The sequence below is a fragment of the Hymenobacter radiodurans genome (genome assembly GCF_004355185.1).
Taxonomy (GTDB): Bacteria; Bacteroidota; Bacteroidia; order Cytophagales; family Hymenobacteraceae; genus Hymenobacter; species Hymenobacter radiodurans.
In genome coordinates this window covers 3,553,659-3,574,765 of the sequence record NZ_CP037922.1, presented here as the reverse complement: position 1 = coordinate 3,574,765, position 21,107 = coordinate 3,553,659, and the positions used below count along the sequence as shown (strand labels likewise).

Sequence of the window (21,107 nt, the reverse complement as noted above, 5' to 3'; positions counted from 1 at the left end):
CACAAGAAACACTCTACTTCTCTACTACCTCAATTTTTATCGGCACGTCTTTCAGCGGCCATTTGTAAGGGTCGACTGGCTCGGCGGCTATTTTGTCAATTACGTCTAAGCCTTCAACTACCTCCCCAAATACCGTGTATTTCCCATCCAGAGCAGGCACGCCGCCTACACTAGCGTAGGTGCGGACCTGCTCGGGAGTGAGGGCGCGCCCCGCCATTTGGCGCGACTGGTCGGGGGTGAGTTTTTCTCCCTGCACGAAGTAGAAGTCGGTGGAGGAGGAGCGGCGGTCGGGATTTTGGTCGTCATCGTAGCGGGCCATGCCGAGGGCGCCGCGCTTGTGAAAACGCTGGGGCCGAAACTCCGGGGGCAGGCGGTAGCGGGCAATCCGGATGGTGCGATTTTCGCCCCGTCCGCCCTGAATGGCAAAGCCTTTCACAACTCGGTTAAAAACGGTTTCATCAAACACCCCCGGCGCGCCAGTAGCAGAAAGTTGGCTTTATGAACCGGCGTATCATCATAGAGGCGTACGCGCATATTGCCATGGCGGGTGCGGATAATTACCTCATCGGCGGGGTATTGCTGAAGGTAAGGCGTCAGGAGGGCAGCTACGTTGCTGTCGGATAGGGCAATAAGGTTGGGGCCGGGAAGGTTGGGCGTGGTGGAGGCCTCGGGCTCAGCGGTTTCGGCGGGGGGCTGATACTGGTTACAAGCCGATAGAAATCCGAGAGCTAGTCCCAACGCTACCAGCATTGCGCGCAAATGTGGGGGGCAAATTTGAGATGCAGCGGAGAAGAAATGCATACGGTCAGTGCAGCTGCACGAGCCAGCACCTACTCGCCGCCCGTTGGTGAAGCCAAAAAAAGGGTGCTGCCCTTCTTACGAAGGCAGCACCCAAATCTAAGTAGCTAAAGCCAAAACTATGCGGCTACAGCTTTATGCCCATTTTCTTAGCGACATCCTTGAACATCTCAGGGTCGTAGTCTTCAGCGCCGGGCGAGTTAAGCTGGGGCTCTTCTTCCAGCTTTGGATACGGTACGCCCATGAAACCACCCTGAATCAGCTCTAGCGGCTGGCCGTCTTCCGGGTGATTGCCATTCCAGATAATACCGGCCTGCTTGTAGTCATCAGGGCTGAAGGTGTAGAGCTTGAGGTGTAGCTTTTGCTGGTCCTGAAGCTTTTTGGCCTCGGGGTAGGCATCGTTGCTCAGATCGGGTACTGGAATCAGTTTGGTTACTTCCACGCCAGTCAGCTTTTCGAGGGCTTTGGCGTAGGCCACTACGTGCAGGCCACCGCGCACCAGCAAATAGCCGATGGCCGTGCGGGCGCAGGGGTCCGATACCATTGAGTACACGCGCATTTTGTTGGCGCGGGCACCGCACTCTAGGAAGAAGTTGTGCAGCAGATCCAGCTTTAGGTTGCCACTGCTAAACACGTTCTGGCCAGTCCAAGGATTGCCCATCGAATCGACGGGTAAAGCTGCTTGGCCGCTGGCAATGTAGTGGTAGGTGTTGCGGGCATCGGTAGCGTCCTTAAGAGGGGCCGAGGACGGGTCCGGATTACGCTCACTGGTGCCGGTGAGCAGCAGGTTAATAGCGTAGGATAGGGCCTCAATGTGGCTGTACTCCTCCGCGGCAATAGAGCAGGTCAGGTCGTAGAAGGGACGAAGCCGGTCGCGGCCCCGGAAGTTAAACGACTGGAACGTGTAGTTCATCAACGTCGACATCTCCCCAAATTTGCCCCCAGTAGCTCCTGAATGGCGGCTGCATCGTTAGCTGATGGATTTTTTGGTTTGGGCAGCTCAATGGCTAGCCGATCATAGCGTAAGATCATAGCGGTAGTTTGGTAAGGGTGTGGAGTGAAATGAAAGAATAGCTTACCTCGCCCAGACCTTAGCCCGACAAAGTCTCTAGTAACCTTACGGACCAGTTGTTCTTGAGTTCGGGTTAAATAATTGAAGCTCAACTATATAATAATAAACCGCTGAGCGTTAACTAACTGATTATAACCGTTTCGCGCCTATAATCTCGGCTACGGATGAGCGTAGAAATTATTATGGCTTACGTACTTAAGTCAAAAAAACGTCCCCCAACAATCCAGCGGCGTGGACTATTGGGGGACCGTTAAAAGGGCTGCAAAACGCGGCGCTGGGGGCAATTTTACCAGCCGTCGTCGGCTTTTTTGGCTTTGGCCTTTTGCTTCACGTTGCCGGCTTCCGTTTTGACTTTGGTTTTTACTTTTTCGGGAGCGGCTGGTGCCGATGCTGGCTCAGGCGCCGGCACGATGGCCGGTGCAGCGGCTGGTGCTGGAGTAGCCTCGGCGGGCGCTGCGGGTGCTTGATCGGCTGAGTTAATCTCGTCGGCCTTTTCTACTACTTTCTCCTTTTGCATGGCCAGCAGCATATTCTGCGGCACTAGCTCGTTCTTGTCCCAAAGCTTTAGCTCGGCGGCAAGCTTAGCTTTCTCTTCCTTGCCAGGCTTGCGGGTCATAAGAGCATTAAGGTCGGGCTTGCCAGCATCCTGCCAGGCAGTGAGCCACATAGAAGCTACAGCTGTAGGTGCTTGCTTAAGCCGGTAGGCCACCATGCCGCCTACTTTATCGTGGTAAGCATCGGCAAAAGCATCGGAGTAGGAGCGGCGCGTTTTGCCGTAACGGTGCGAGAAAGTGTATTTGGTTTCGGGCGTGAAGTTGCGGGTTACAGCCTCTTCCAAATCGAAAGTAGCGCCCAGAAAACCGTACGACTCCTGCACCACCGCCCAAATAGCAGCCTGCGGATCTTTGATGTACTTCGCCGGCTTGCTGTCCAGCTTATACTTCGCAATGTGGCGCTCCGGTAGCTTCGATTCCCATAAGCTGTGCATACCGGCCTGACCGCTAAGCTGGCCATCGTAGTTCATAGTGGTATGCAGGGGCACGTGCGCATCTGCAATGTAGTGGCACAGGTCGGCGGAGAGGGCGATGATTGCGGTGGTATCGCGCTGGCGGAATGCCTCGGTTAGCTTCTCCTTGACTTCCAATACCGTCCACGGCACGGTGCCGTATTTGCGCAGGGTGTCGGCAGTGTATTTGGCCGCCGCGTCATCCCAACCCTTGGGCATGTCGCCAAACGGGTCGTCGCCGAAGTGGTCCATGTCGATGAAGTGGCGCGGCGCCTCGGCAGGGTCGGCTTCACGGCGCTCATCGGGTGCAATCGACAACTTCACAATCTCATTCAGATGGCGAAAGTAAAAGGCCTGCATAGAGTTGGGCAGAGCATACACGGCTACCTGGGCAATGGTTTTGTGGGCAAAGAACCCCAGCCATTGGATAGCACCGGCAACACCAGCACCAACGTAAGTGTGATAAAGAGTTTTTTCATAACGGCGGTAGAAAGCCAAATAGAAGGATGCCGCGAAGTTCGGTATTTTTCGGAGTAGGTAGATGAAAAACGGCTAGGTAAAAAAGAACGTCTTTCGCCTTTTGGTAACTTACCTCATTCCGCCGCACCCGCCCATGACCAATATCTCCAAGAAGAAAATATACTATCCCATTGGTGAGCCGCTACGGAAGTATTTGCACGAATATGACCGCGAAACCCGCTTGCCCGTCACCTACCAAGACCTTACGCGCATAAGTGGTGCCTATCCGCTGCTGGACCGCAACGGCCGTGATACGCTCTGGGAAACGGTTTATTACGAGCCCTCAACGTTGCAGGAGCTAGCGGCGGGGCTCACGGAGGTATATGCGCTGCTGAAAACCGACGGCGACCTTTCCTTCAGCGAGCATCTGCTCACGGATAGAATTGACTATTGCCGGTTTGGGAACTCCAATCCATTTCGGGTGCGCATCGTTAATCAGTTTAACGACAACTATGACTATTTCTACGTGAAGCGGGCCGACGCTTCGCGGGTATATGGGCTGGAGTTGGAGCATATTTTGTCGCCGAACAGCATTAACTACCTCGTCTGCGGCGACTCGCTGATTGAAGAGCATATTGCCGGTATTCCAGGCGACGATTTTATTCGCGACCATTTACAGCGGCCCCACCTCAACCAGGTGCGGATTGCAAAGGAGTTTGTTAAGTTTAATGAACGCTGCTTTGCTCGCCTACTGGGCGATATGCGCGCCTACAACTACGTGATTGATGTGACGCCCGACTTTGAGGATGAGCAGTACCGCGTCCGAGCCATCGACTTCGATCAGCAGAGCTACGAGGGCAAAAAGACCATGTATCTGCCTCAGTTTTTCAAGGACAATCGGGCCGTGGTACAACTGTGCAGCAAGCTGCTCACGGGCGAAAGCATCCGGCAGTACCAAACCGAAGAGCGCACGCTCATGGCGCGCCGGGCCCGCGCCGAGCGCTACCGTCTCAAGGACTTAATGGACTGCATGCGCCCCGACGAGCTATCAACGCCCGAAAAGACGACGATTTTGCAACAAGAGTTGAATCAGCACCACCACACTACCCAATTCAACCGATGCCGCACCATGGGCGACATCGTGCGGCTGAATTTGCGGCTCATGCTGGGCCGCCCACGGCCGGAATAAATTTCCCATAAAAAAGCCCCCAGAAACGTTTTGGGGGCTTTTTTTATGGGAAGCTGGTAAATATTTATTGCCCAAAGCCAATGCTCATACCCAAGGAAATTTCTAAACCGCCGGGGCTAACTGCGTTAACTACATCGCGCATTTCCTGAGAGGGGCGATAACCGTTTGTGTACGTCACGGGGTCGCCGGTGAAGCGTACACCGTAGCCTAGGGTGCCAATAAGCCCCACGCGGCCTGGCTGCCAACGAAAGCCAGTGCGCAGGTTGAGAACGCCGCTCGATGACAAGTTATAATACGCTTCCTCCTCGGAAGGTGTGCCTTCATTCAGGGCAATGCGCACATCATTTATTTTTCCCGAACGAGATAAGTTGGCACCGATATAAGGAGAAACAGCTCTAGCCGGGCTGAAGAAATGCCGCACGCCAACCCCAATTTTGCCCCCCACGCCCAAGCCAAGGCCCGCATTCACATCCGTGCCCTCACCAATCATGTGCGCGTAGTAAAAGCCGATACCTCCGTATGGTCCGCCCCAGCCCAAGTCGATGCCTAGGGAGGAAGTACGGTAAAGGCTAACGCTGGGACCAGCAGCGGGCACTTGCTGCCCGGCATAGATGGTAGACCGAGTGGCAGGGGCCATGGGCGAAGATGGCTGCGCCGGCGGCTGGGTATTCAACTGAGTTTGAGCCAAGGCAGGTACCCCGGCAGACAAGGCCAATAGCGTAGCTACGGTAGTAAAAATTTTCATGCGATAAAAGAGGTAGAAGATAGATTTAGTGCAAAAGAAACCGAGGATGAATGGGCTGTAATACGTGCTCCAGTAGCTCGTAATGGCCGATTCGTCCTCGGTTTTCAGTGCCTAATTCGGTTAGGCAAGCTTCATGCCTATTCCTGCTTAAATACCATACCCTGCTTCATGACGAAACGTACACGCTGCATAGCGGTAATGTCCTGTAGCGGGTCGCCATCTACGGCTACGATATCGGCGAGCTTACCAGTTTCAAGAGTGCCAAGCTGGTCGCTCTGGCCGAGCAGGTCGGCGGCATAAACGGTAGCCGCGCGCAATGCTTCGATGGGCGGCATGCCGGCCTCCACCATGTACGCAAACTCCAGCCCGTTGGCCCCGTGGCGAAATACGCCGGCATCAGTGCCAAAGGCAATCTTAACGCCGGCCTTATATGCCCGCCCGAACGTGGCTTGCAGCTTCGGCCCGATGCTCTGAGCTTTTGGTGTTACCAGAGCCGGATAATATCCCGTGATTTTGGCAGAGTCGGCCACCGACTTGCCGGCCGTGATGGTGGGAACGTACCAAGTGCCGTTTTTCTTCATCAGCTTCATGGTTTCGTCGTCCATGAGGGTGCCGTGCTCGATGCTGGTGACGCCAGCCCGGATGGCGCGCTTCATACCTTCGGCGCCGTGGGCGTGGCAGGCTACTTTCAAACCTAGGTCGCGGGCCGTTTCTACAATTGCCCGGATTTCGGCTTCCGTCATCTGGGCGCTGCTGCCGTCTTTGGCTACGCTGAGTACGCCACCGGTGGCAGTTATTTTAATCAGGTCGGCGCCGTTTTTATACTGCTGGCGCACGGCTTGACGACCTTCGTCAGGACTATTCACGACGCCGTCGCTGGGGCCTGGATTGCCCATCAAATCCTGGCGGTAGCCGTTGGTGGGGTCGGCGTGGCCGCCGGTGCCGGAGAGCGACTTTGCGGCCGTGAAGATGCGCGGACCAGCCACCTGGCCACGGTTGATGGAGTTACGCAATGCCACATTCACGCCTGAGCCGCCTAGGTCGCGGACGGTGGTAAAGCCGGCCATGAGAGTTTTACGAGCGTATTCGAGTGATTCAAAGGCTACATCAGCGGGGTTCTTGATGAACTCGTCGAGCTGGTTGGTTTTGCTGGTTTGGTGTTCCAGGTGCACATGCATATCCAGCAGGCCCGGCATCACGGTTTTATTCTTCAGGTCAATCACCTTGTTGGTGCCGCTGCCGGTAGCGTAGCCGTTCTGCACGGCGGCCACGCGCCCTTTCTCGACTACGATAGTCATTTCGGGCTGAATGCGGCCGGTGCGCACATCGAGCAGACGACCGCACTGCACGTAGGTTTTTTGAGCGTAAGCAGACGAGAGGCTTAGTAAAAAGCCCCCCAAGAGCGCAGTAAAAAGACGCATGGGGTAGGGGTTTGGTGGTTGGGAGTGGGCTGAAGCGGACTGTCTCGACGTATATCGGGCTGCCGCATTATTTGCAAGGTGCAGCAGAAAACTCGTAACTCGCAACTCCTAGTAGATAACCTGTAATTCCTACCTCAAAACCTGACCTTCATGGCCACTACCGAAGAGTTTGAAGCTGCCGCGCAGCGCGCCCAACAGCTGCCCACCAAGCCCTCCAACTTAGTATTGCTCCAGCTTTACGCCCTCTATAAGCAAGCAACCGAAGGCGACGTATCCGGCGACCGGCCCGGCGGCTTCGACTTTAAGGCTATTGCCAAATATGACGCTTGGGCTGGCATCAGCGGTAAGTCGCAGGACGCGGCCCGCCAGGAGTATGTGGATCTGGTAAAGTTTCTGGCTGACGCATAAATCAGCTGTCAACCATTTATTCTCAGACACCAAAAAAGCCCCCAGATACTTTCTGGGGGCTTTTTTGTGCCGAAAAATTAGAGCCTACACTTTTGGGGCAGGCAAATCGAAGGCCGTAGCATCGTGCTCAAAATGGCCTTTGTGCGAGCCGTCGCAGAAAGGTTTGTTGCTGGAAAGTCCGCAGCGGCAAATGCTGATTCGTTCGCGGCCGCCGAGGCCGTAGGCATTGCCTTGGGCGTCAACGAGTTCGATATCGCCCTCCACGCGGAGAGAGCCGTTGCTGAGCACAGTGAGTTTAGTAGCCATGTTTTGGTTGGTTGATAAGTTTTATCTGGTGAAGAGCAATGAGCCCATAAAGATTGGTGGCGCGTTAAGCCATACCCTATACGATTGAATACTGAAAACGGAAAAGCTTACTTCAGCTCCTTGCGCATCACGTAGTCGTTCATCCAGTAGGGCCCAATGGGAACGTCCTCCTCGCGGTGCTGCTGGAAGCCTTGCCGCTCGTAGAAGCTGATGGCTGGGTTATACCGATTTACGTTCAGTTCTAAGGCTTGGCCACCGGCGGCCCGGGCTGCTTTCTCCACCGCCAGTACCAGCTGCTGCCCCAACTGCTGCCCCTGATGGGAAGGCAGAACGTAAATCTTGTGCAGCTTAAAAACGGTTTCAGTGGGCACCGACAAACGAGAAAAGGAGGCGTAGCCGGCTGGCTGTCCATCGGTGCGCAACAGCAAAAATACATGCCCTTCGGTAGTCATTTGGCGTTCCAGCGAGGCCGGCGTATAAATGACGCGGTACATGTAATCAATCTGTTCCTTCGAAATAATGAAGCGGTAAGTGGGCTCCCAGGTGGCTTCGGCCAACTGAATAATAGTCGGGATATCAGCCAAGGTGGCCGGCTGAATGCTGACGGAAGCGGTATCGGTGGCGGGCATAGGCTGCAAAAACGCAAATTTTAAGATAACAAACGTGCATTCTTCGGTCTGGGGGGCATTTTGGGACGGAAATTGTATTGTGCCAGCAATAAATTGCCCCCTGGGGGGCGTTTTCACGCTACTCTTTCCCTAATCACCATGAAAAATATTTTGCTTTCAACGGTCTTCGGAGCCGCTAGCTTAGTACTCGCTCCGTTGGCGGCCACCGCCCAACAGACGCAACAGTCTTCTACTTCTACCAAACCAGTTTCTGCCGTGGAGCGCGACCTGCGCCGCTTCAGCGATTGGGTAAGTGAGAAAGTTACCAAGGCGGAAGATGGTGCCCGCCGCGAGTGGCCCAGCGTAATGGCCGACTATGACCGTCAAAGCGCTCGCCTCGACCGGGCCACCGATAGCCTGTCGGTACAGTCGCGCCGCGAGTATGCTACCCAAAAAGCCCGCTACAAAGTGTGGGCCGCCGAGCAGCAACGCCTCGATAGCGCCGCCAACGAGCCCGCTACCGTAGCAGATACGCAAAGCCGACTGCTGGGCGAAAAAGTAGATATCAACCGGGCCCGCGCTACTGAATTGCCTGATTTGTATGCTCGTCTGCTGGAAAATACCCGCGACCAGCGCCGCCGCTGGACGGCCGCCGAATGGAGCGAGGCCTCCGCGGTGCTGGCCCGCCTCAATGCGCGCTACGAGGAAGTGCGGACCCAACTGCCCACGGAAGAGCGCCTGCGCGTGCGGTCGTGGCAGGCCGAATTTCGGACGCTGGAAAAGGCCCGCGACGTAAAAGAAGTCATCGATAACCGCTGAGCCGCTATTTGAGCGAGTTGAGGCGGTTCGTGGGAGATAGTAGGTGGGCTTCGGTGTGGATGCGCTACTTTTGCGCCTCACATTTTAGCTGTCCCCCTCGCTCATGCACATCGCCATCGTCGGAAACATTGGAGCCGGCAAAACCACACTGGCCAATAAGCTAGCGCATCACTTCAATTGGGAAGTATTTCTCGAAGACGTTGATCATAATCCTTATCTGAAGGATTTCTACGATGATATGCCCCGCTGGGCGTTTCATTTGCAGGTGTATTTTCTCAACAGCCGCTTCCGCCAGACCCAGCGCATTAAGCAAATTCAGACGGCGAATAAAGGTGTTATTCAGGACCGCACGATCTACGAGGATGCGCATATTTTCGCCACCAACCTGCACCAGTCGGGCCTGATGGCCGAGCGCGACTACGACAATTATCGCAGCCTCTTCGATTCCATGATCAGCATGGTCGATCCGCCGGACTTATTGCTCTACCTGCGCGCCGATTTGCCGAAACTCATTCAGCAGATTGAGCGCCGCAACCGCGATTACGAAAACAACATCAAAATTGAGTATCTCAAGCACCTCAACGAGCATTACGAGCAGTGGATTGGGAGCTACAAAGAAGGCAAGCTGCTCATTATTGACGTAAACAACCTCGATTACGTCAATAACCCGGAGGACTTAGGCGTCATTATCGAGCGCATCAACAGTACCTTGTTTGGTTTGTTCTAGGGATAAGCACCTATACAAAAAAGCCCCCCAGAAGTATTCTGGGGGGCTTTTTTGTGTCAGCGAACAAGCAACAGCCTTAAGGAGTCGAGTGCGCAACTAGCCCTCCGTAAGCGCCTGATTCAGAAAGCGAACTAGAGGCTGGGCAGCCTTCAGTGACGCTACCACTTCCTGCGCGAAGTTGGGCTTAAGCACCTGCGCATCCGTAAAGGAGCGCGATACAAAGAAATCTTTGAGCTTCAGCCACTCCAGATCCGGGTCGTTCTTATCATAACCTTTGGGCGGACGCTGGAGCCGGTCACCTTCTAAGCCATCAGGGTAATAGCGCATCATTTCTGCCTCTTGGCGCAGCGCATGAAATGCAGGCGCGTTGTAGTGAATTTCCTGCCGGATACGCGCTACGGCTGGCGTTTCAGGCCGCCACTTACCAGCTCCTACCCAACTGGCTCCATTAGGACCAACGGCCAAAAAATAGCCTGCCCAGGGCGAGTGCCGCCCATCGCGGGCAAAGCCTGCGCCCATGTGTTTCTTGTAGGGCTCGTCGCTTTGCTGAAACCGGTCGTTTTTGTTGATGCGGTACTGACTGGCGGCGGCAGTAAGGCCTGCTACCTCTGGTTCAAACTGCTGCAAGCCCTGTAGCGTCGTGTGAACTAAGGCAGTAAACTCGGCCCGCGCTCGCTGGTACTCCCCCCGGTGGGCGTCCATCCAAGGTTTGTTATTGTTATCGGCCAATTCGCGCAAAAAACTCAGAACGGGTGCAAGATTCATGAGGCTACTTTCGATGAACATCCGGTTGGTAAGGGTATCTGCCAGATGTATTAGTGTCTTTGTAAATTACTGTCGAGCAAACAATAGTCTGTCAACTTGTAAGGTTCCATAAAAACAGCATCGGCGTTCTGGATAGCCCAGAACGCCGATGCGGCAAAAAACTAAAAGAGATTTATTGCTTGATGAAGCGGGCAGTGTGGGTGCTGCGGTTGGGGCCGAGCACGCGCACCATATACACGCCCACGGGCAGCGTCCGCACGGAGAGCGTGGCCGCGGCCGCATCCTGCAACGGCTGGCTCAGCACCCGCTGGCCACGGGCATTATAAATCTCCGCTACGTGCCGGCCTGCCGACAAGCCATGTAGCGTTAGCACATCCGTCGTCGGTACTGGGCTGAGCGAAAAGGCAATTGCACCTACCTGCACCGTTACAGGCTGCGAGTATACTGATTTGCCATCCAGATCAACTTGACGCAGGCGGTAGTAATTATTGCCGGCACTGGCTGCGCGATCAATATAGCTATAGTTGTTACGCTGGTTGGTCGTGCCGTTACCCGCCACGAAACCAATTTTACTCCACTCGCTTTGATCCGAGCGGTGTTCTATATCAAAACCTTTATTCTGCTTCTCGGAAGCTGTGGCCCAGGTCAGGCGCACCGCATTGTTTTCGGCTTTGCCCGCGAAGCTGATTAGCTCAACTGGTAAAGGCGTTGCTCCATCGGCAAGCGAGAAAAAGGCGCCATCAAGCCGAAGCGAGCCAGTGGCCCCCACTACATTAGTCGTATTGCGGTTGTATGCTACACCATTGACTTTACTGTAGGTACCATTAAAGTTAGAGGCACTTTCAGATTGGTACAACTCCAATAAAGATGGATCGTTGCCACCTAACTCATCAATTGGGCTTCTACGATAGGCAAAGTCCATGGCTACTTCGTAGGACCGGTTACCAGGGTTGTTGTTAAGATTAGCATTGATACTGTAGCGGCGGCTTATCGTTCTTTTAAGATCAGATCCTCCTTGTAGAGTACCTGGGAAGCCTGTTATACGTACCGCGCTTACAGTATTTAGAAAGGCGCTCTGCCCCTGGCCCTGGGGCTGGCGCTGGGTTAGTCGTAAGCCAATACCACCAAAATCAGAGGATGCACCCTCACTGGCTAAAGGAGTAGGCGTTAAGGCAGAAACTCTTCCTAATAAATAACCAGTTGCCGATTCGCTTAGCCGTCCTGTCGACCCTAGAATCACCGTATTAGGGCCAGTTGCTAAGGTGCCATTGTTTATTATGAGCGATTGGGTAATGGTCAGATCACTCGTGATAGTTTTGACGCCAGTTCCTTGAATAGTTAGGGAGCTGTAGGTATCTCCACTGATCGTTTGGTTGCCGTTGCCGTTAAGAATAATAGGCGCATTGCCAGAAGTAAACGCCGCAGGATCAGTGAAAGTCAAGTCGCCCGCTACCTGAACAGCGGCAACTGAATTACCAAGGTTGAGAGTACCGTTTCCGACACGCAAATTTCCTTGAATATTCCACGCAGAACCATCACCAGCCCGGGTGATAAACCCACCGGCTGTGTTTAAAGTGAAGTCATAGACGTTGATGGCCCCGAAAGTATTTTCATTTGGGCCAGAATGTGAATAGCTGTCTAAACCATTTGGTCCAAATGCATTCGAAGCACTTCCAACTGCGGTATTCAGTACAGTGAAGTAGCGAACGAAATTGGCGCTCGTACCGATAATACCTTTTGGATTGGCTATGGGTACCTGACCATAAGCACCACCTCCCGGAAAGGCTATATAACCCAGCCAGTTGAAGTTGGCAGGTCGGCCAGCTGCACCATTTATAGTAGCCCAGGGAATAGAAAATTCCCGTACCCGTGGTTGGTCGCGGGCATCGGTGCCCACCTGTGCATATTGCCCAGGATATATTACCGCATCCCGCCACTGATTTGTTTCTCTGTTAAAGGTCCGAACTTCGCGGTAATCACTTCTGATAAACAGAATGGCATCTGCTTGAAAAGGAAGTGTACCCGTTGATCCCTCATAGCTCTGCGGCAGGCCCTGAGATGTGCCACTACCGGGAGCATTTACGATGGTTTGCGGATCAAGGTCTAGGTATACAACTGCTCCTTCAGCAAGTCGGGCATCCGAAATGGCAATAAAAAGATCCGAATTGTTCCACGTTATTCGCCAAGTCAGATTAGGATCCTGATCAGCAGCAGGGCCGCTTGGGCTACGATATTGGTTATCGTATTCACCCCCGCTGATAACTCCATCAACAGTAGGTGTTCTGAATTGAGCCTGAGCGGTTTGAGTTAGGCTTAGCGTAAGACAAGCTGCCCCGAGGGCTGTCATTACAGCAGGTAAAAATTTCATATAGGCGATATTTATTAAGGTTATAACCCATGCAATATAGATTGTAAACCAGATAATGTTGTGCTTGCCAAATTAGATATAACAAACATTCATCTATAAGTGCAAATTATTTACGCCCCTATATGTTTCTTATAAGGTGGGGCTTAATAATTTTTTGTGCGCAGATTCTTGTCCTTGATCCGAAGTTAGACTAAGGCTGAAGACAGGTAAGAAATCGATTGTCTATTTGTAGCTGACTACTGTCAGGGCGTCACCAATATGCAGTTGGCCATAGCCCGGTCCTGTTACGTTTTGACCAAACATAACTTTGCCCCCCAGGGTGCGGTAAGAGGCCAGCGTGCGCAATGTTTCAGGGTTTTTGCGCCCACTTATCTGGTCAATTGTTGTAACTACGCAACGGCCGCAGGCTTCGACGGCTTTGAAGCGTAGTTCGCCTATTTGGAACTCATGCCATGTGTCTTCAGCATGGGCCGAGCCGCCGCTAAATACAAGATTAGGCCGAAATTGATTCATCGGTACCGGATCAGCTAGACGACTATTCAACTCGTCCAGCGAACCTTGCCCGATAAGTAAGAATGGGTAAGCATCAGCAAAACTCACCACTGCGTCGGCTGAATTTAAGGTTGGATCGACGGGGCGCATGGCCATATCCGACATGTGCACCAACCGACAGGTGCACCCAAGCGCTTCCGAAAGCCACTGATCGGCGGCAACCTCTCCGCGCCACGCAAATACAAAGTCATCCCAAATGGTCACGAATAAGCTGCGCTCAGGCGTAGCGTCAAAGGGTACAAATAAGGGCAATAAATCAGGGCGGGTGCGATGAGTAACAAGAAAGCCATTATGCGCCGGTGCTACTTGCAGTAAGGCCATTTCGGCGGTCTGGCGCTGCGTCATAAACTGGTTGCGCTCATTTACGATCAGCCAGCGACGGTCGTAGCGCAAGCCGCGGGCTTCAACAGTGGCTTCCTGCACACGAATGCCCCCAGCGACTTAATTGGATAAATATAGAGGTCTTGGAGATGCAGAGTAGTAGCCATGCGGCGAAGGTAAGAAGTCCGACAAATGCGCCGTTCATTCAAGATAAAGGTTCCATAAAAAAAGCTTCGGCACAGTGGAAGCCACTGCGCCGAAGCTATGGGAAGGAGAAAAGAGGTACTTATTGCTTGATGAAGCGGGCAGTGTGGGTGCTGCGGTTGGGGCCGAGCACGCGCACCATATACACACCCACGGGCAGCGTCCGCACGGAGAGCGTAGCAGGAGCCGAATCCTTAAATTCTTGACTCAACACCCGCTGGCCGCGGGCATTGTAGATCTCCGCCACATGTTTACCGGCTCCCAACCCATTGAGGGTTAAAACATCGGTAGTAGGCACGGGGCTTACGGAGAAAGCTACTGGACCTGCACCGCGAAGCTGCACCGTTACGGGCTGCGTATAAACCGACTTACCGTCTAAGTCAATCTGGCGCAAGCGGTAATAGTTATTCACGCCAGCTACCGCTAAGCGGTCGACATAAGTATAGTTGTTTCGCTGGTTGGTCGTGCCATTGCCGGCCACAAATCCTAAGGTCTGCCACTCACTCTGGTCAGTGCGACGCTCGATTTCGAAACCTTTGTTCTGCCTCTCCGAAGCCGTAGCCCAAGTTAGACGGACAACGTTGTTTTCGGCTTTGCCTGTAAAGCTGATTAGCTCGACTGGTAGGGGAGCAGTGCCATCAGCTAAGGAGAAATAAGTATTATCTAACCGCAACGGGCCTTGAAAGGTCAGCGTGTGGGTTGTTAAGTTGCGTGAAGGAGGAGGGTTGTTGCCAATGGTGTTAACTAAAGTATAAGGCCCTACAGTTGGATCAGTTGAGTTAGTTGAATAAAGGGATAATGATGCCTCATTATTGCCATTTAATTCATTTGGGTTTTCAATACGATAGTTGAACGCTAGCGCAACATCTAGAGGTCTGTTCGTATTGGTATTGCCCGACGCAGGAATTGCATTAACTAAGAAGCGCCGAGAAATAGTCTGAAGAGCGTTGCTCGGCGTGCCTGCCGCAAGAAGTCCTCGACCACCAGTTATACGCAGGACATTTGCACTAAGTAGAGGGTCATTACCGCGTATTGTAAGTGACAAACCGATACCTCCGAAAGCATATGTACCTCCCTGGGCTGCTAAGGGAGATCCGGACGTAGGCGTTGAGGCAGATATTCTACCTAACAAATAGCCGCCATTTTCCGAGAAAGTAGCTCCATTACCTAGGGTTACAGTATTAGCAACCGTAGCAAGCGTCCCGGCATTAACAGCTAAAGAGGATGTGATGGTAGTGTTACTAGTTAAAGTCTTAACACCAGAGCCCTCAACAACCAGCGCCCGGTAAGTACCGCCTGTGATAGTTTGATTAGTGGTACCCGTCAAGATTACTTCTGCGTTAGTCTGGAACGAAGTGGGGTTTGTAAAGATTATATCGCCACCCGCCCGGAAACGGCCAGCAGTAGCGTTCTGAAAAGTAAATGACCCTGATGGATCAATTATCAGATCGCCGGATAGATTGAGGGGAGCAGTTGAAGGATTAAAATTCAGAGTGCTACCAGCACCTACCACCAAATTGCCCAAGATATTCCACTCTACGGTATTAGGAGGGGTAACAACGGCGTCCGTGCGGGTAATAGTGACTCCTGATGTATTGAGCGTGAAATCATAAGCTCGAATGCTGCCGAAGTTGGCTATACTACCACCAGTGTGCGAATAGCTGGACAGAAAACTGTTATTTGGACCTAGGCGGGGACCAAAAGCACTGTTGTCCGAACCAGCCGATGTATTGAGAACAGTGAAGTAATACGACCAGTTAAAGTCACGATACAGAGCACCATTAGCGCGGTCACCTCTTTCGTTTTCTACTGGCACTTGGCCATAGATACCGCCTGCATTGGGGTTTGGTACGCCTGGGCCAATGGGGTCGTAGGCATAATGCACTTGGCCGAACCAATTGAAGTTCTCCGGGCGCTTACGTGGGCTGCTGGGGTTAGAAGGATCAGTAAGGACACCGATTCTTGACCAAGGAAGAGAAAATTCTTTTACTGTACCAGGAAAATTTCTGTCAGGATTGTTCTTACTCCATTTATCATCATCCGTAGGATCCTCCTCGGTTTCTTCACCGGTGGCATTATCAGCATACTGGCCGATATTTTCGGTTCCTGTTAGTGCCCACTCTTGCTTGCCCTCCCAGTTATTAGTCTCTTTATTATATAAACGGTATTCGCGGTAAAATTTCTCCGCATAGATAACGACGTCGGCCTGTATAGGTAAGTTGCCGTTGGTATTCAGGTAGTTATTGAATCCTTTTTGCTGATTCCCGCCTGGTGCGTTCACTACTAGTTGGGGGTCGATGTCAATATACACAGCAGCACCCTCCTGAAGATTAGCGTCTTCAATGGCTACGTATAAGTTAGTGTCATCCCAAGTGACTCGCCAGAGCAGATCAGGATCACTATTATTTGGACTTCTGTACTCATTGCCATATTCGGCAAGACTTGAAATCCCGTCAACAGTAGGGGTGCGGAACTGCGCATGGGCTCCCTGCGGCGCGCCGAGCGAGAGAAAAACGGCCCCCAAAGCCGTTAGTGCAATATGTAAAGATTTCATATAGGCAGAATTGTTTTTAAAGTCCTGATACGGGCAAATGTAGGTAAGAAGTTATATTATTTTGTATAATTATTGTCTTTAAAATTAGTAAATGTAAGTAAAGTGCTATTTATAAGATATTATATAATCTTAACGAGAGGATTGTAGGTAGTCCGAATAGTGTATTTCTCCTGCCTTCTTTTATCAACTACCTTTGGCTTCCTGCTGCTAACTGCCACCAAATGACTGTCATTTTTTCGCGCGCTGCGCTGCTTCTGCTTTTCTTGCCGCTACTGGCTTCAGCACAAACTCCTAAATCATACTCAGCTGCCGACATTGCTTTGGGCTTGCGCAAATTGAACGTGCTAGGCTCGGCGCTCTACGTTGCTGCTCACCCCGACGATGAGAATACCCGGCTGATTGCTTACCTCGCCAATGGACGATTGCTCGAAACGGGTTACCTGAGTTGTACGCGCGGCGATGGGGGGCAAAATTTAGTAGGGCCGGAGATTCGGGAGGGGCTAGGTGTCATTCGGACGCAGGAGTTGCTGGCGGCCCGCCGCACCGATGGAGGCCGACAGTTTTTTACCCGTGCCAACGATTTTGGCTTCTCCAAAACCCCGAGGAAACATTTACCATTTGGGACCGGGAACAAGTGCTAGCCGATATGGTCTGGGTTATTCGGCAGCGCCGCCCGGATGTACTAATTACACGCTTTTCGCCCCAGCCCAGCGGCACGCATGGTCACCATACCGCCAGCGCCCAACTCGCTCTTGATGCCTTCGATGCGGCTGGCGACCCCAAGCGCTTTCCGGAGCAGTTGCAGTATGTGCAGGCCTGGCAACCGAAACGGCTATTCTGGAATACGTCTTCCTTCTTTCTGCAACAGGGCCAAAAATTCGATGCTACCGGTAAGATTGTCGTGGATGCGGGCAGCTACAATGCGCTGCTAGGCAAAAGCTATGGCGAAATTGCGGCTACCAGCCGCTCTCAGCACAAAAGCCAGGGCTTTGGCTCGGCCGCCACGCGCGGAGAGGCTATTGAATACCTGGAACCGTTGAAAGGGGAGAAGGCCCAGAAAGATTTTCTGGAAGGCGTTGATCTGAGTTGGAACCGCATAAAAGGTGGTGCGCCAGTGGGCAAGCTGGTAAGCCAGACTATAAAGGAATTTGATCCTGCTAATCCGGCCGCCAGCGTAGCCAGCTTGTTGAAAGTGCGTGAAGCGTTACTAAAGGCGCCAGATGATGGATTTTGGAAAAAGGAAAAGCAGGAGCAGGTAGAGCAACTGATAAAAGCTTGTCTGGGAGTGTACCTGGAGGCTACGGCTGCTGAGGCTACCACCGCGCCAGGCCAGCCCGTTGCTGTGACGGTAGAAGCTATAAATCGCTCTGCTGTACCCGTTACATGGGTTGGAACTGGGTTGATAGCGTATCAGCGCGATACTACGTTGAATAAGCCTCTGACGATGAACGAACTAAACCGGGTGCGGCTGCGCTTCCAGGTTAGCTCGCGGGTAGAGGCATCGCAGCCCTATTGGTTGCGCTTGCCGGGTACGGTGGGAATGTATGCGGTGCCGGAAAAGCTGCTGGTAGCCGAAAGCGGTTCCTCCGCCTTGCTCGGGCCCGTAACTGGTCAGCGCTTAGTCCCGGTTGGGGGGCAAAAAGAACCTGCTGCCCTGCTGATCAATCGGCAAAACCTTATTGGTACACCCGAAAATCCGGCCAGTGCCTATGTTGGTTGCTTGCTGAACGTTGCCGGCACGCCCATTTTCTATAGCGTGCCTGTGCAGTACAAGCGCACCGATCCGGTGGAAGGCGAGCTGTATCGGCCGCTGAAGGTAGTGCCGCCCGTGGCAGTAAACATTGGCGGCAAAGCGTATGTCTTTGCTGAAAATCAGTCGAAGCTGGTGCCTGTTACGGTGAAAGCCGGGCGGGCAGGAGTGCGCGGCACTGTCGCTCTGAATTTGCCCCCCGGTTGGGTGTCTGAGCCTGCTTCATTACCGTTTACCCTGCAAAACAAGGAGCAAGAGCAAACACTGGAGTTTCGGGTGCGGCCGACTGGCACTACCGAAAGTGCGGGCCAGCTTCGGGCCGTAGCTACTGTGGATGGGCAGGCCTACGCTCGCGGTTATCAGCCGATTGTGTATACGCATATTCCTACCCAAACCCTTTTCCCGGAGGCTGCGGCGCCACTTATTAAGCTCGACCTGAAGCGTAAAGGCAACGAGATTGGCTACCTAATGGGCGCCGGCGACGAGGTGCCAGATGCGTTGCGTCAGATTGGGTATCAGGTTACGATGCTTAAAGAAACGGACCTGACGGCCGAAAATCTGCGCCGCTTTGATGCCGTACTGTTGGGCGTGCGTGCCTATAATACGGTGGATCGACTGCGGTTTTTGCAAACTGTGCTCTTGGAATACGTGCAGAACGGCGGCAACCTCATTGTGCAATACACCGTGAATCGGGGTACCGTATTACCCGAAATTGGGCCGTATCCATTCAAGTTGTCCAGCGACCGCGTAACAGTTGAAAATGCGGAAGTACGCTTCCTGAAGCCTCAGCATCCGCTACTCAACACGCCAAACAAGATTACCAGCCGCGACTTTCAAGGTTGGGTGCAGGAGCAGGGCTTGTATTACCCGAGCCAGTGGGACGCGAAGTATCAACCTGTTATCAGCAGCAACGACCCCGGCGAGTCGCCCAAGGACGGTGCTATTCTGGTTGCTGACTATGGCAAAGGCCACTATATCTATACGGGATTGTCGTTTTTCAGAGAATTGCCAGCCGGCGTACCCGGTGCTTACCGCTTGCTCACGAATATGATTTCGTTGGGTAAGTAAGCGGCTCCAACCATGCTCTTTACCCGAAAGCAACCTTCCGCCGCCCGCTCGCTCCTTACTGTTCCCCGCCCATCGTTTCACCAGTAAAAATGCCCCCCACCCCTGAATCGTCCGCCCCACTGCTCATCGATACAAACAAACCGCCGCTTTTTGCCACATGGCGCGGCTGGTACACGTTGGTTATAAGCGCCTTGGTGGTTGAGCTGGTCGGGTTCACACTTTTAACTTACTGGTTCGCGTGAGTGCACTCGATTGGCTGGTACTCGGGGCACGCTGCTGTTTATTGTAGGCTATGGTACGTGGCGCACGCGTACTGCCGGCCGCACCCTCGACGGCTACTTATTAGGTGGGCGCCAGGCCAACTGGTGGGGGATAGGGCTCAGCATTATTGCTACCCAAGCCAGCGCCATCACCTTTCTCAGTACGCCGGGGCAGGCGTACGATGACGGGATGCGCTTCATTCAGTTCTACTTTGGGTTGCCGGTGGCCATGGTGCTCATTGCGGCCGTGGCCGTGCCTATTTATCACCGCCTGCGGGTTTTTACGGCCTACGAATACCTCGAAACGCGCTTCGACCGGCGCACCCGGACGCTGGCGGCTGGCTTGTTTCTGGTGCAGCGCGGCCTGAGCAACGGTTTGTCGCTGTACGCGCCGGCGCTTGTGCTATCGGCTATTCTGGGCTGGAATATCAACCTCACCGTTTGGCTGATTGGGGGCTCATGATCAGCTACACCGTAGCGGGCGGCACTCGTGCGGTGGCTGTTACGCAGCAAGGTCAGGTAGCCGTTATTTTCACGGGTATGGTGGTAGCGGGCTATCTGCTTGTGCATTATTTGCCCCCCAATGTGGGTTTTAGTGAAGCCATGCAGGTAGCGGGAAACCAAGGTAAGCTCAACCTCATCGATTTCACGTTTGACCTCACCGACCGCTATAATTTCTGGACGGGCATGACTGGGGGGCTTTTTCTGGCTTTGTCGTACTTCGGCACTGATCAGAGCCAAGTGCAGCGCTACTTGGCCGGCCGCAGCATAACTGAAAGCCGCTTAGGATTGCTGATGAATGGCCTGGTGAAAGTGCCGATGCAGTTCGGGATTCTGCTGATTGGTGTGCTGTTGTTCGTGTTTTATCAGTTCAATCAGCCGCCTCTCACCTTTAACCGACCCGTTCGCGAGCAAATAGCTAGGCAAGCTGAATTTGCCCCTCAACTCCAGGCGTTGGAGCAGCGCCACGCGTCGCTTTTCGAAGGAAAGCGCGCCGCCACTGAGCAAGTAGTGGCGGCACTGCAACAGGATAATGCAGGCCAATTGGCTGCGGCCCAAACCCAGTTAGAAACCGCTCAAAAAGCCATTCAGGAGTTGCGCGCCGAGACAAAGAAATTTTTCAAGAAGGCCGCTCCTTTAGTAGAAGCCAAAGACACCGATTACGTTTTTCTCACCTTCGTGCTTCAGTATATGCCTCGCGGCTTAGTAGGCTTGCTGATTGCGGTGGTGCTGAGTGCGGCCATGAGCAGTGCCGCCGCTGGCCTCAATGCTCTGGCCTCCACCACCGTCATCGACTTGTATAAGCCTGCCCGCCCTCGCTCCGATGAGCGGCACTACGTAGGCGTTTCGCGTTGGGCCACTATTACGTGGGGTGTGCTGGGCATTGCCTTCGCTCTGTATGCCGCCCGCTTGGAAAACTTGATTCAGGCGGTTAACATCTTGGGCTCCCTGTTTTACGGCACTATTCTGGGTATTTTCGTGGTGGCCTTTTTCATGAAGAAAATTGGGGGAAACGCCGTTTTCTGGGCCGCTGTAGTTACACAAGCAGTAACATTCTTGCTCTTTCAGACCACAACCATTGCCTATCTGTGGTACAATATCATTGGGTGCGCCCTGGTAATGTTGTTGGCAACTATAGGCCAGCAAGTGCTGCCCAGAGGCCCTCAGGTAGGTAGGTAGCAGTAGCTACCCCGAGTGTAACAGCCA

Annotated in this window: 21 protein-coding genes; 8 read left to right on the top strand and 13 right to left on the bottom strand. The window is 53.3% G+C overall.

Annotated elements, in window-relative coordinates; genetic code table 11:
* Positions 1-13 precede the first annotated feature (13 nt).
* The 4 genes from EPD59_RS16320 to EPD59_RS16305 form a co-directional block, all read right to left on the bottom strand.
* Positions 14-436, bottom strand: coding sequence for a peptidylprolyl isomerase (locus EPD59_RS16320; RefSeq protein ID WP_165963636.1), 423 nt, complete (start codon positions 434-436; stop codon positions 14-16).
* Positions 433-759 carry a peptidylprolyl isomerase gene (locus tag EPD59_RS16315; RefSeq protein WP_133273712.1) on the bottom strand — a complete coding sequence of 109 codons (327 nt, stop codon included), beginning with the start codon at positions 757-759 and terminating at the stop codon, positions 433-435. Before EPD59_RS16315 ends, EPD59_RS16320 begins: the two co-directional genes overlap by 4 nt.
* A 166-nt stretch (positions 760-925) precedes the next feature.
* Complete coding sequence (locus EPD59_RS16310; protein ID WP_205703433.1) at positions 926-1,723, bottom strand: manganese catalase family protein; 798 nt, start codon at positions 1,721-1,723, stop codon at positions 926-928.
* A gap of 433 nt (positions 1,724-2,156) precedes the next feature.
* Entirely contained in the window at positions 2,157-3,374 is a 1,218-nt protein-coding gene (locus tag EPD59_RS16305) for a zinc dependent phospholipase C family protein (protein ID WP_133273711.1), read from the bottom strand.
* A 115-nt stretch (positions 3,375-3,489) separates the two neighbouring features.
* Between EPD59_RS16305 and EPD59_RS16300 the strand changes: the two genes are divergently transcribed.
* Positions 3,490-4,524: a hypothetical protein gene (locus EPD59_RS16300; RefSeq protein ID WP_133274726.1), complete on the top strand. Its 1,035-nt coding sequence runs from the start codon at positions 3,490-3,492 to the stop codon at positions 4,522-4,524.
* A 64-nt stretch (positions 4,525-4,588) separates the two neighbouring features.
* Here EPD59_RS16300 and EPD59_RS16295 read toward each other — a convergent pair whose 3' ends face one another.
* The gene (locus tag EPD59_RS16295; protein WP_133273710.1) at positions 4,589-5,269 is read right to left on the bottom strand and encodes a hypothetical protein; all 681 of its coding nucleotides are present in this window, start codon (positions 5,267-5,269) and stop codon (positions 4,589-4,591) included.
* 137 nt (positions 5,270-5,406) lie between these two features.
* Positions 5,407-6,690 (bottom strand): amidohydrolase family protein, encoded by a 1,284-nt coding sequence (locus EPD59_RS16290; RefSeq protein ID WP_133273709.1) that lies wholly within the window; start codon positions 6,688-6,690, stop codon positions 5,407-5,409.
* Between the two features lie 150 nt (positions 6,691-6,840).
* On the opposite strand from EPD59_RS16290, the gene EPD59_RS16285 reads away from it, so the two are divergent.
* Positions 6,841-7,098, top strand: coding sequence for an acyl-CoA-binding protein (locus EPD59_RS16285; RefSeq protein ID WP_133273708.1), 258 nt, complete (start codon positions 6,841-6,843; stop codon positions 7,096-7,098).
* Positions 7,099-7,182: 84 nt separating this feature from the next.
* Here EPD59_RS16285 and EPD59_RS16280 read toward each other — a convergent pair whose 3' ends face one another.
* Both EPD59_RS16280 and EPD59_RS16275 read right to left on the bottom strand, forming a co-directional pair.
* Positions 7,183-7,404 (bottom strand): CDGSH iron-sulfur domain-containing protein, encoded by a 222-nt coding sequence (locus tag EPD59_RS16280; RefSeq protein WP_084444526.1) that lies wholly within the window; start codon positions 7,402-7,404, stop codon positions 7,183-7,185.
* 107 nt (positions 7,405-7,511) lie between these two features.
* Positions 7,512-8,033 (bottom strand): GNAT family N-acetyltransferase, encoded by a 522-nt coding sequence (locus EPD59_RS16275; protein ID WP_133273707.1) that lies wholly within the window; start codon positions 8,031-8,033, stop codon positions 7,512-7,514.
* Between the two features lie 138 nt (positions 8,034-8,171).
* On the opposite strand from EPD59_RS16275, the gene EPD59_RS16270 reads away from it, so the two are divergent.
* Together EPD59_RS16270 and EPD59_RS16265 are read left to right on the top strand one after the other, a co-directional pair.
* Positions 8,172-8,831, top strand: a complete 660-nt coding sequence (locus EPD59_RS16270; protein WP_133273706.1) for a hypothetical protein — start codon at positions 8,172-8,174, stop codon at positions 8,829-8,831.
* 103 nt (positions 8,832-8,934) lie between these two features.
* On the top strand, positions 8,935-9,558 hold the full coding sequence (locus EPD59_RS16265) for a deoxynucleoside kinase (protein ID WP_133273705.1): 624 nt from the start codon (positions 8,935-8,937) through the stop codon (positions 9,556-9,558).
* A 96-nt stretch (positions 9,559-9,654) separates the two neighbouring features.
* On the opposite strand, the gene EPD59_RS16260 is transcribed toward EPD59_RS16265, so the two are convergent.
* From EPD59_RS16260 to EPD59_RS16245, 4 genes are all read right to left on the bottom strand, one after another.
* Positions 9,655-10,323 carry a DUF2461 domain-containing protein gene (locus tag EPD59_RS16260; protein WP_165963635.1) on the bottom strand — a complete coding sequence of 223 codons (669 nt, stop codon included), beginning with the start codon at positions 10,321-10,323 and terminating at the stop codon, positions 9,655-9,657.
* Between the two features lie 172 nt (positions 10,324-10,495).
* On the bottom strand, positions 10,496-12,691 hold the full coding sequence (locus tag EPD59_RS16255; RefSeq protein ID WP_133273703.1) for a T9SS type A sorting domain-containing protein: 2,196 nt from the start codon (positions 12,689-12,691) through the stop codon (positions 10,496-10,498).
* Positions 12,692-12,913: 222 nt separating this feature from the next.
* Complete coding sequence (locus EPD59_RS16250) at positions 12,914-13,666, bottom strand: MOSC domain-containing protein (RefSeq protein ID WP_240731453.1); 753 nt, start codon at positions 13,664-13,666, stop codon at positions 12,914-12,916.
* Positions 13,667-13,850: 184 nt separating this feature from the next.
* The gene (locus EPD59_RS16245) at positions 13,851-16,322 is read right to left on the bottom strand and encodes a T9SS type A sorting domain-containing protein (RefSeq protein ID WP_133273702.1); all 2,472 of its coding nucleotides are present in this window, start codon (positions 16,320-16,322) and stop codon (positions 13,851-13,853) included.
* A 221-nt stretch (positions 16,323-16,543) separates the two neighbouring features.
* Between EPD59_RS16245 and EPD59_RS16240 the strand changes: the two genes are divergently transcribed.
* A complete protein-coding gene (locus EPD59_RS16240) occupies positions 16,544-16,963 on the top strand; it encodes a PIG-L family deacetylase (RefSeq protein ID WP_133273701.1) in 420 nt (139 codons plus the stop codon).
* A gap of 5 nt (positions 16,964-16,968) precedes the next feature.
* The gene (locus EPD59_RS16235) at positions 16,969-19,140 is read left to right on the top strand and encodes an LmbE family protein (protein ID WP_133273700.1); all 2,172 of its coding nucleotides are present in this window, start codon (positions 16,969-16,971) and stop codon (positions 19,138-19,140) included.
* Positions 19,141-19,195: 55 nt separating this feature from the next.
* On the opposite strand, the gene EPD59_RS21675 is transcribed toward EPD59_RS16235, so the two are convergent.
* Positions 19,196-19,357 carry a hypothetical protein gene (locus EPD59_RS21675; RefSeq protein ID WP_165963634.1) on the bottom strand — a complete coding sequence of 54 codons (162 nt, stop codon included), beginning with the start codon at positions 19,355-19,357 and terminating at the stop codon, positions 19,196-19,198.
* Between the two features lie 35 nt (positions 19,358-19,392).
* Here EPD59_RS21675 and EPD59_RS23800 point away from each other — a divergent pair, with 35 nt between their 5' ends.
* Both EPD59_RS23800 and EPD59_RS16230 read left to right on the top strand, forming a co-directional pair.
* Entirely contained in the window at positions 19,393-19,863 is a 471-nt protein-coding gene (locus EPD59_RS23800) for a sodium:solute symporter family transporter (protein ID WP_317128386.1), read from the top strand.
* A complete protein-coding gene (locus EPD59_RS16230) occupies positions 19,842-21,080 on the top strand; it encodes a sodium:solute symporter family transporter (protein WP_317128385.1) in 1,239 nt (412 codons plus the stop codon). The genes EPD59_RS23800 and EPD59_RS16230 overlap by 22 nt, the downstream gene beginning before the upstream one ends.
* Positions 21,081-21,107: the final 27 nt, after the last annotated feature.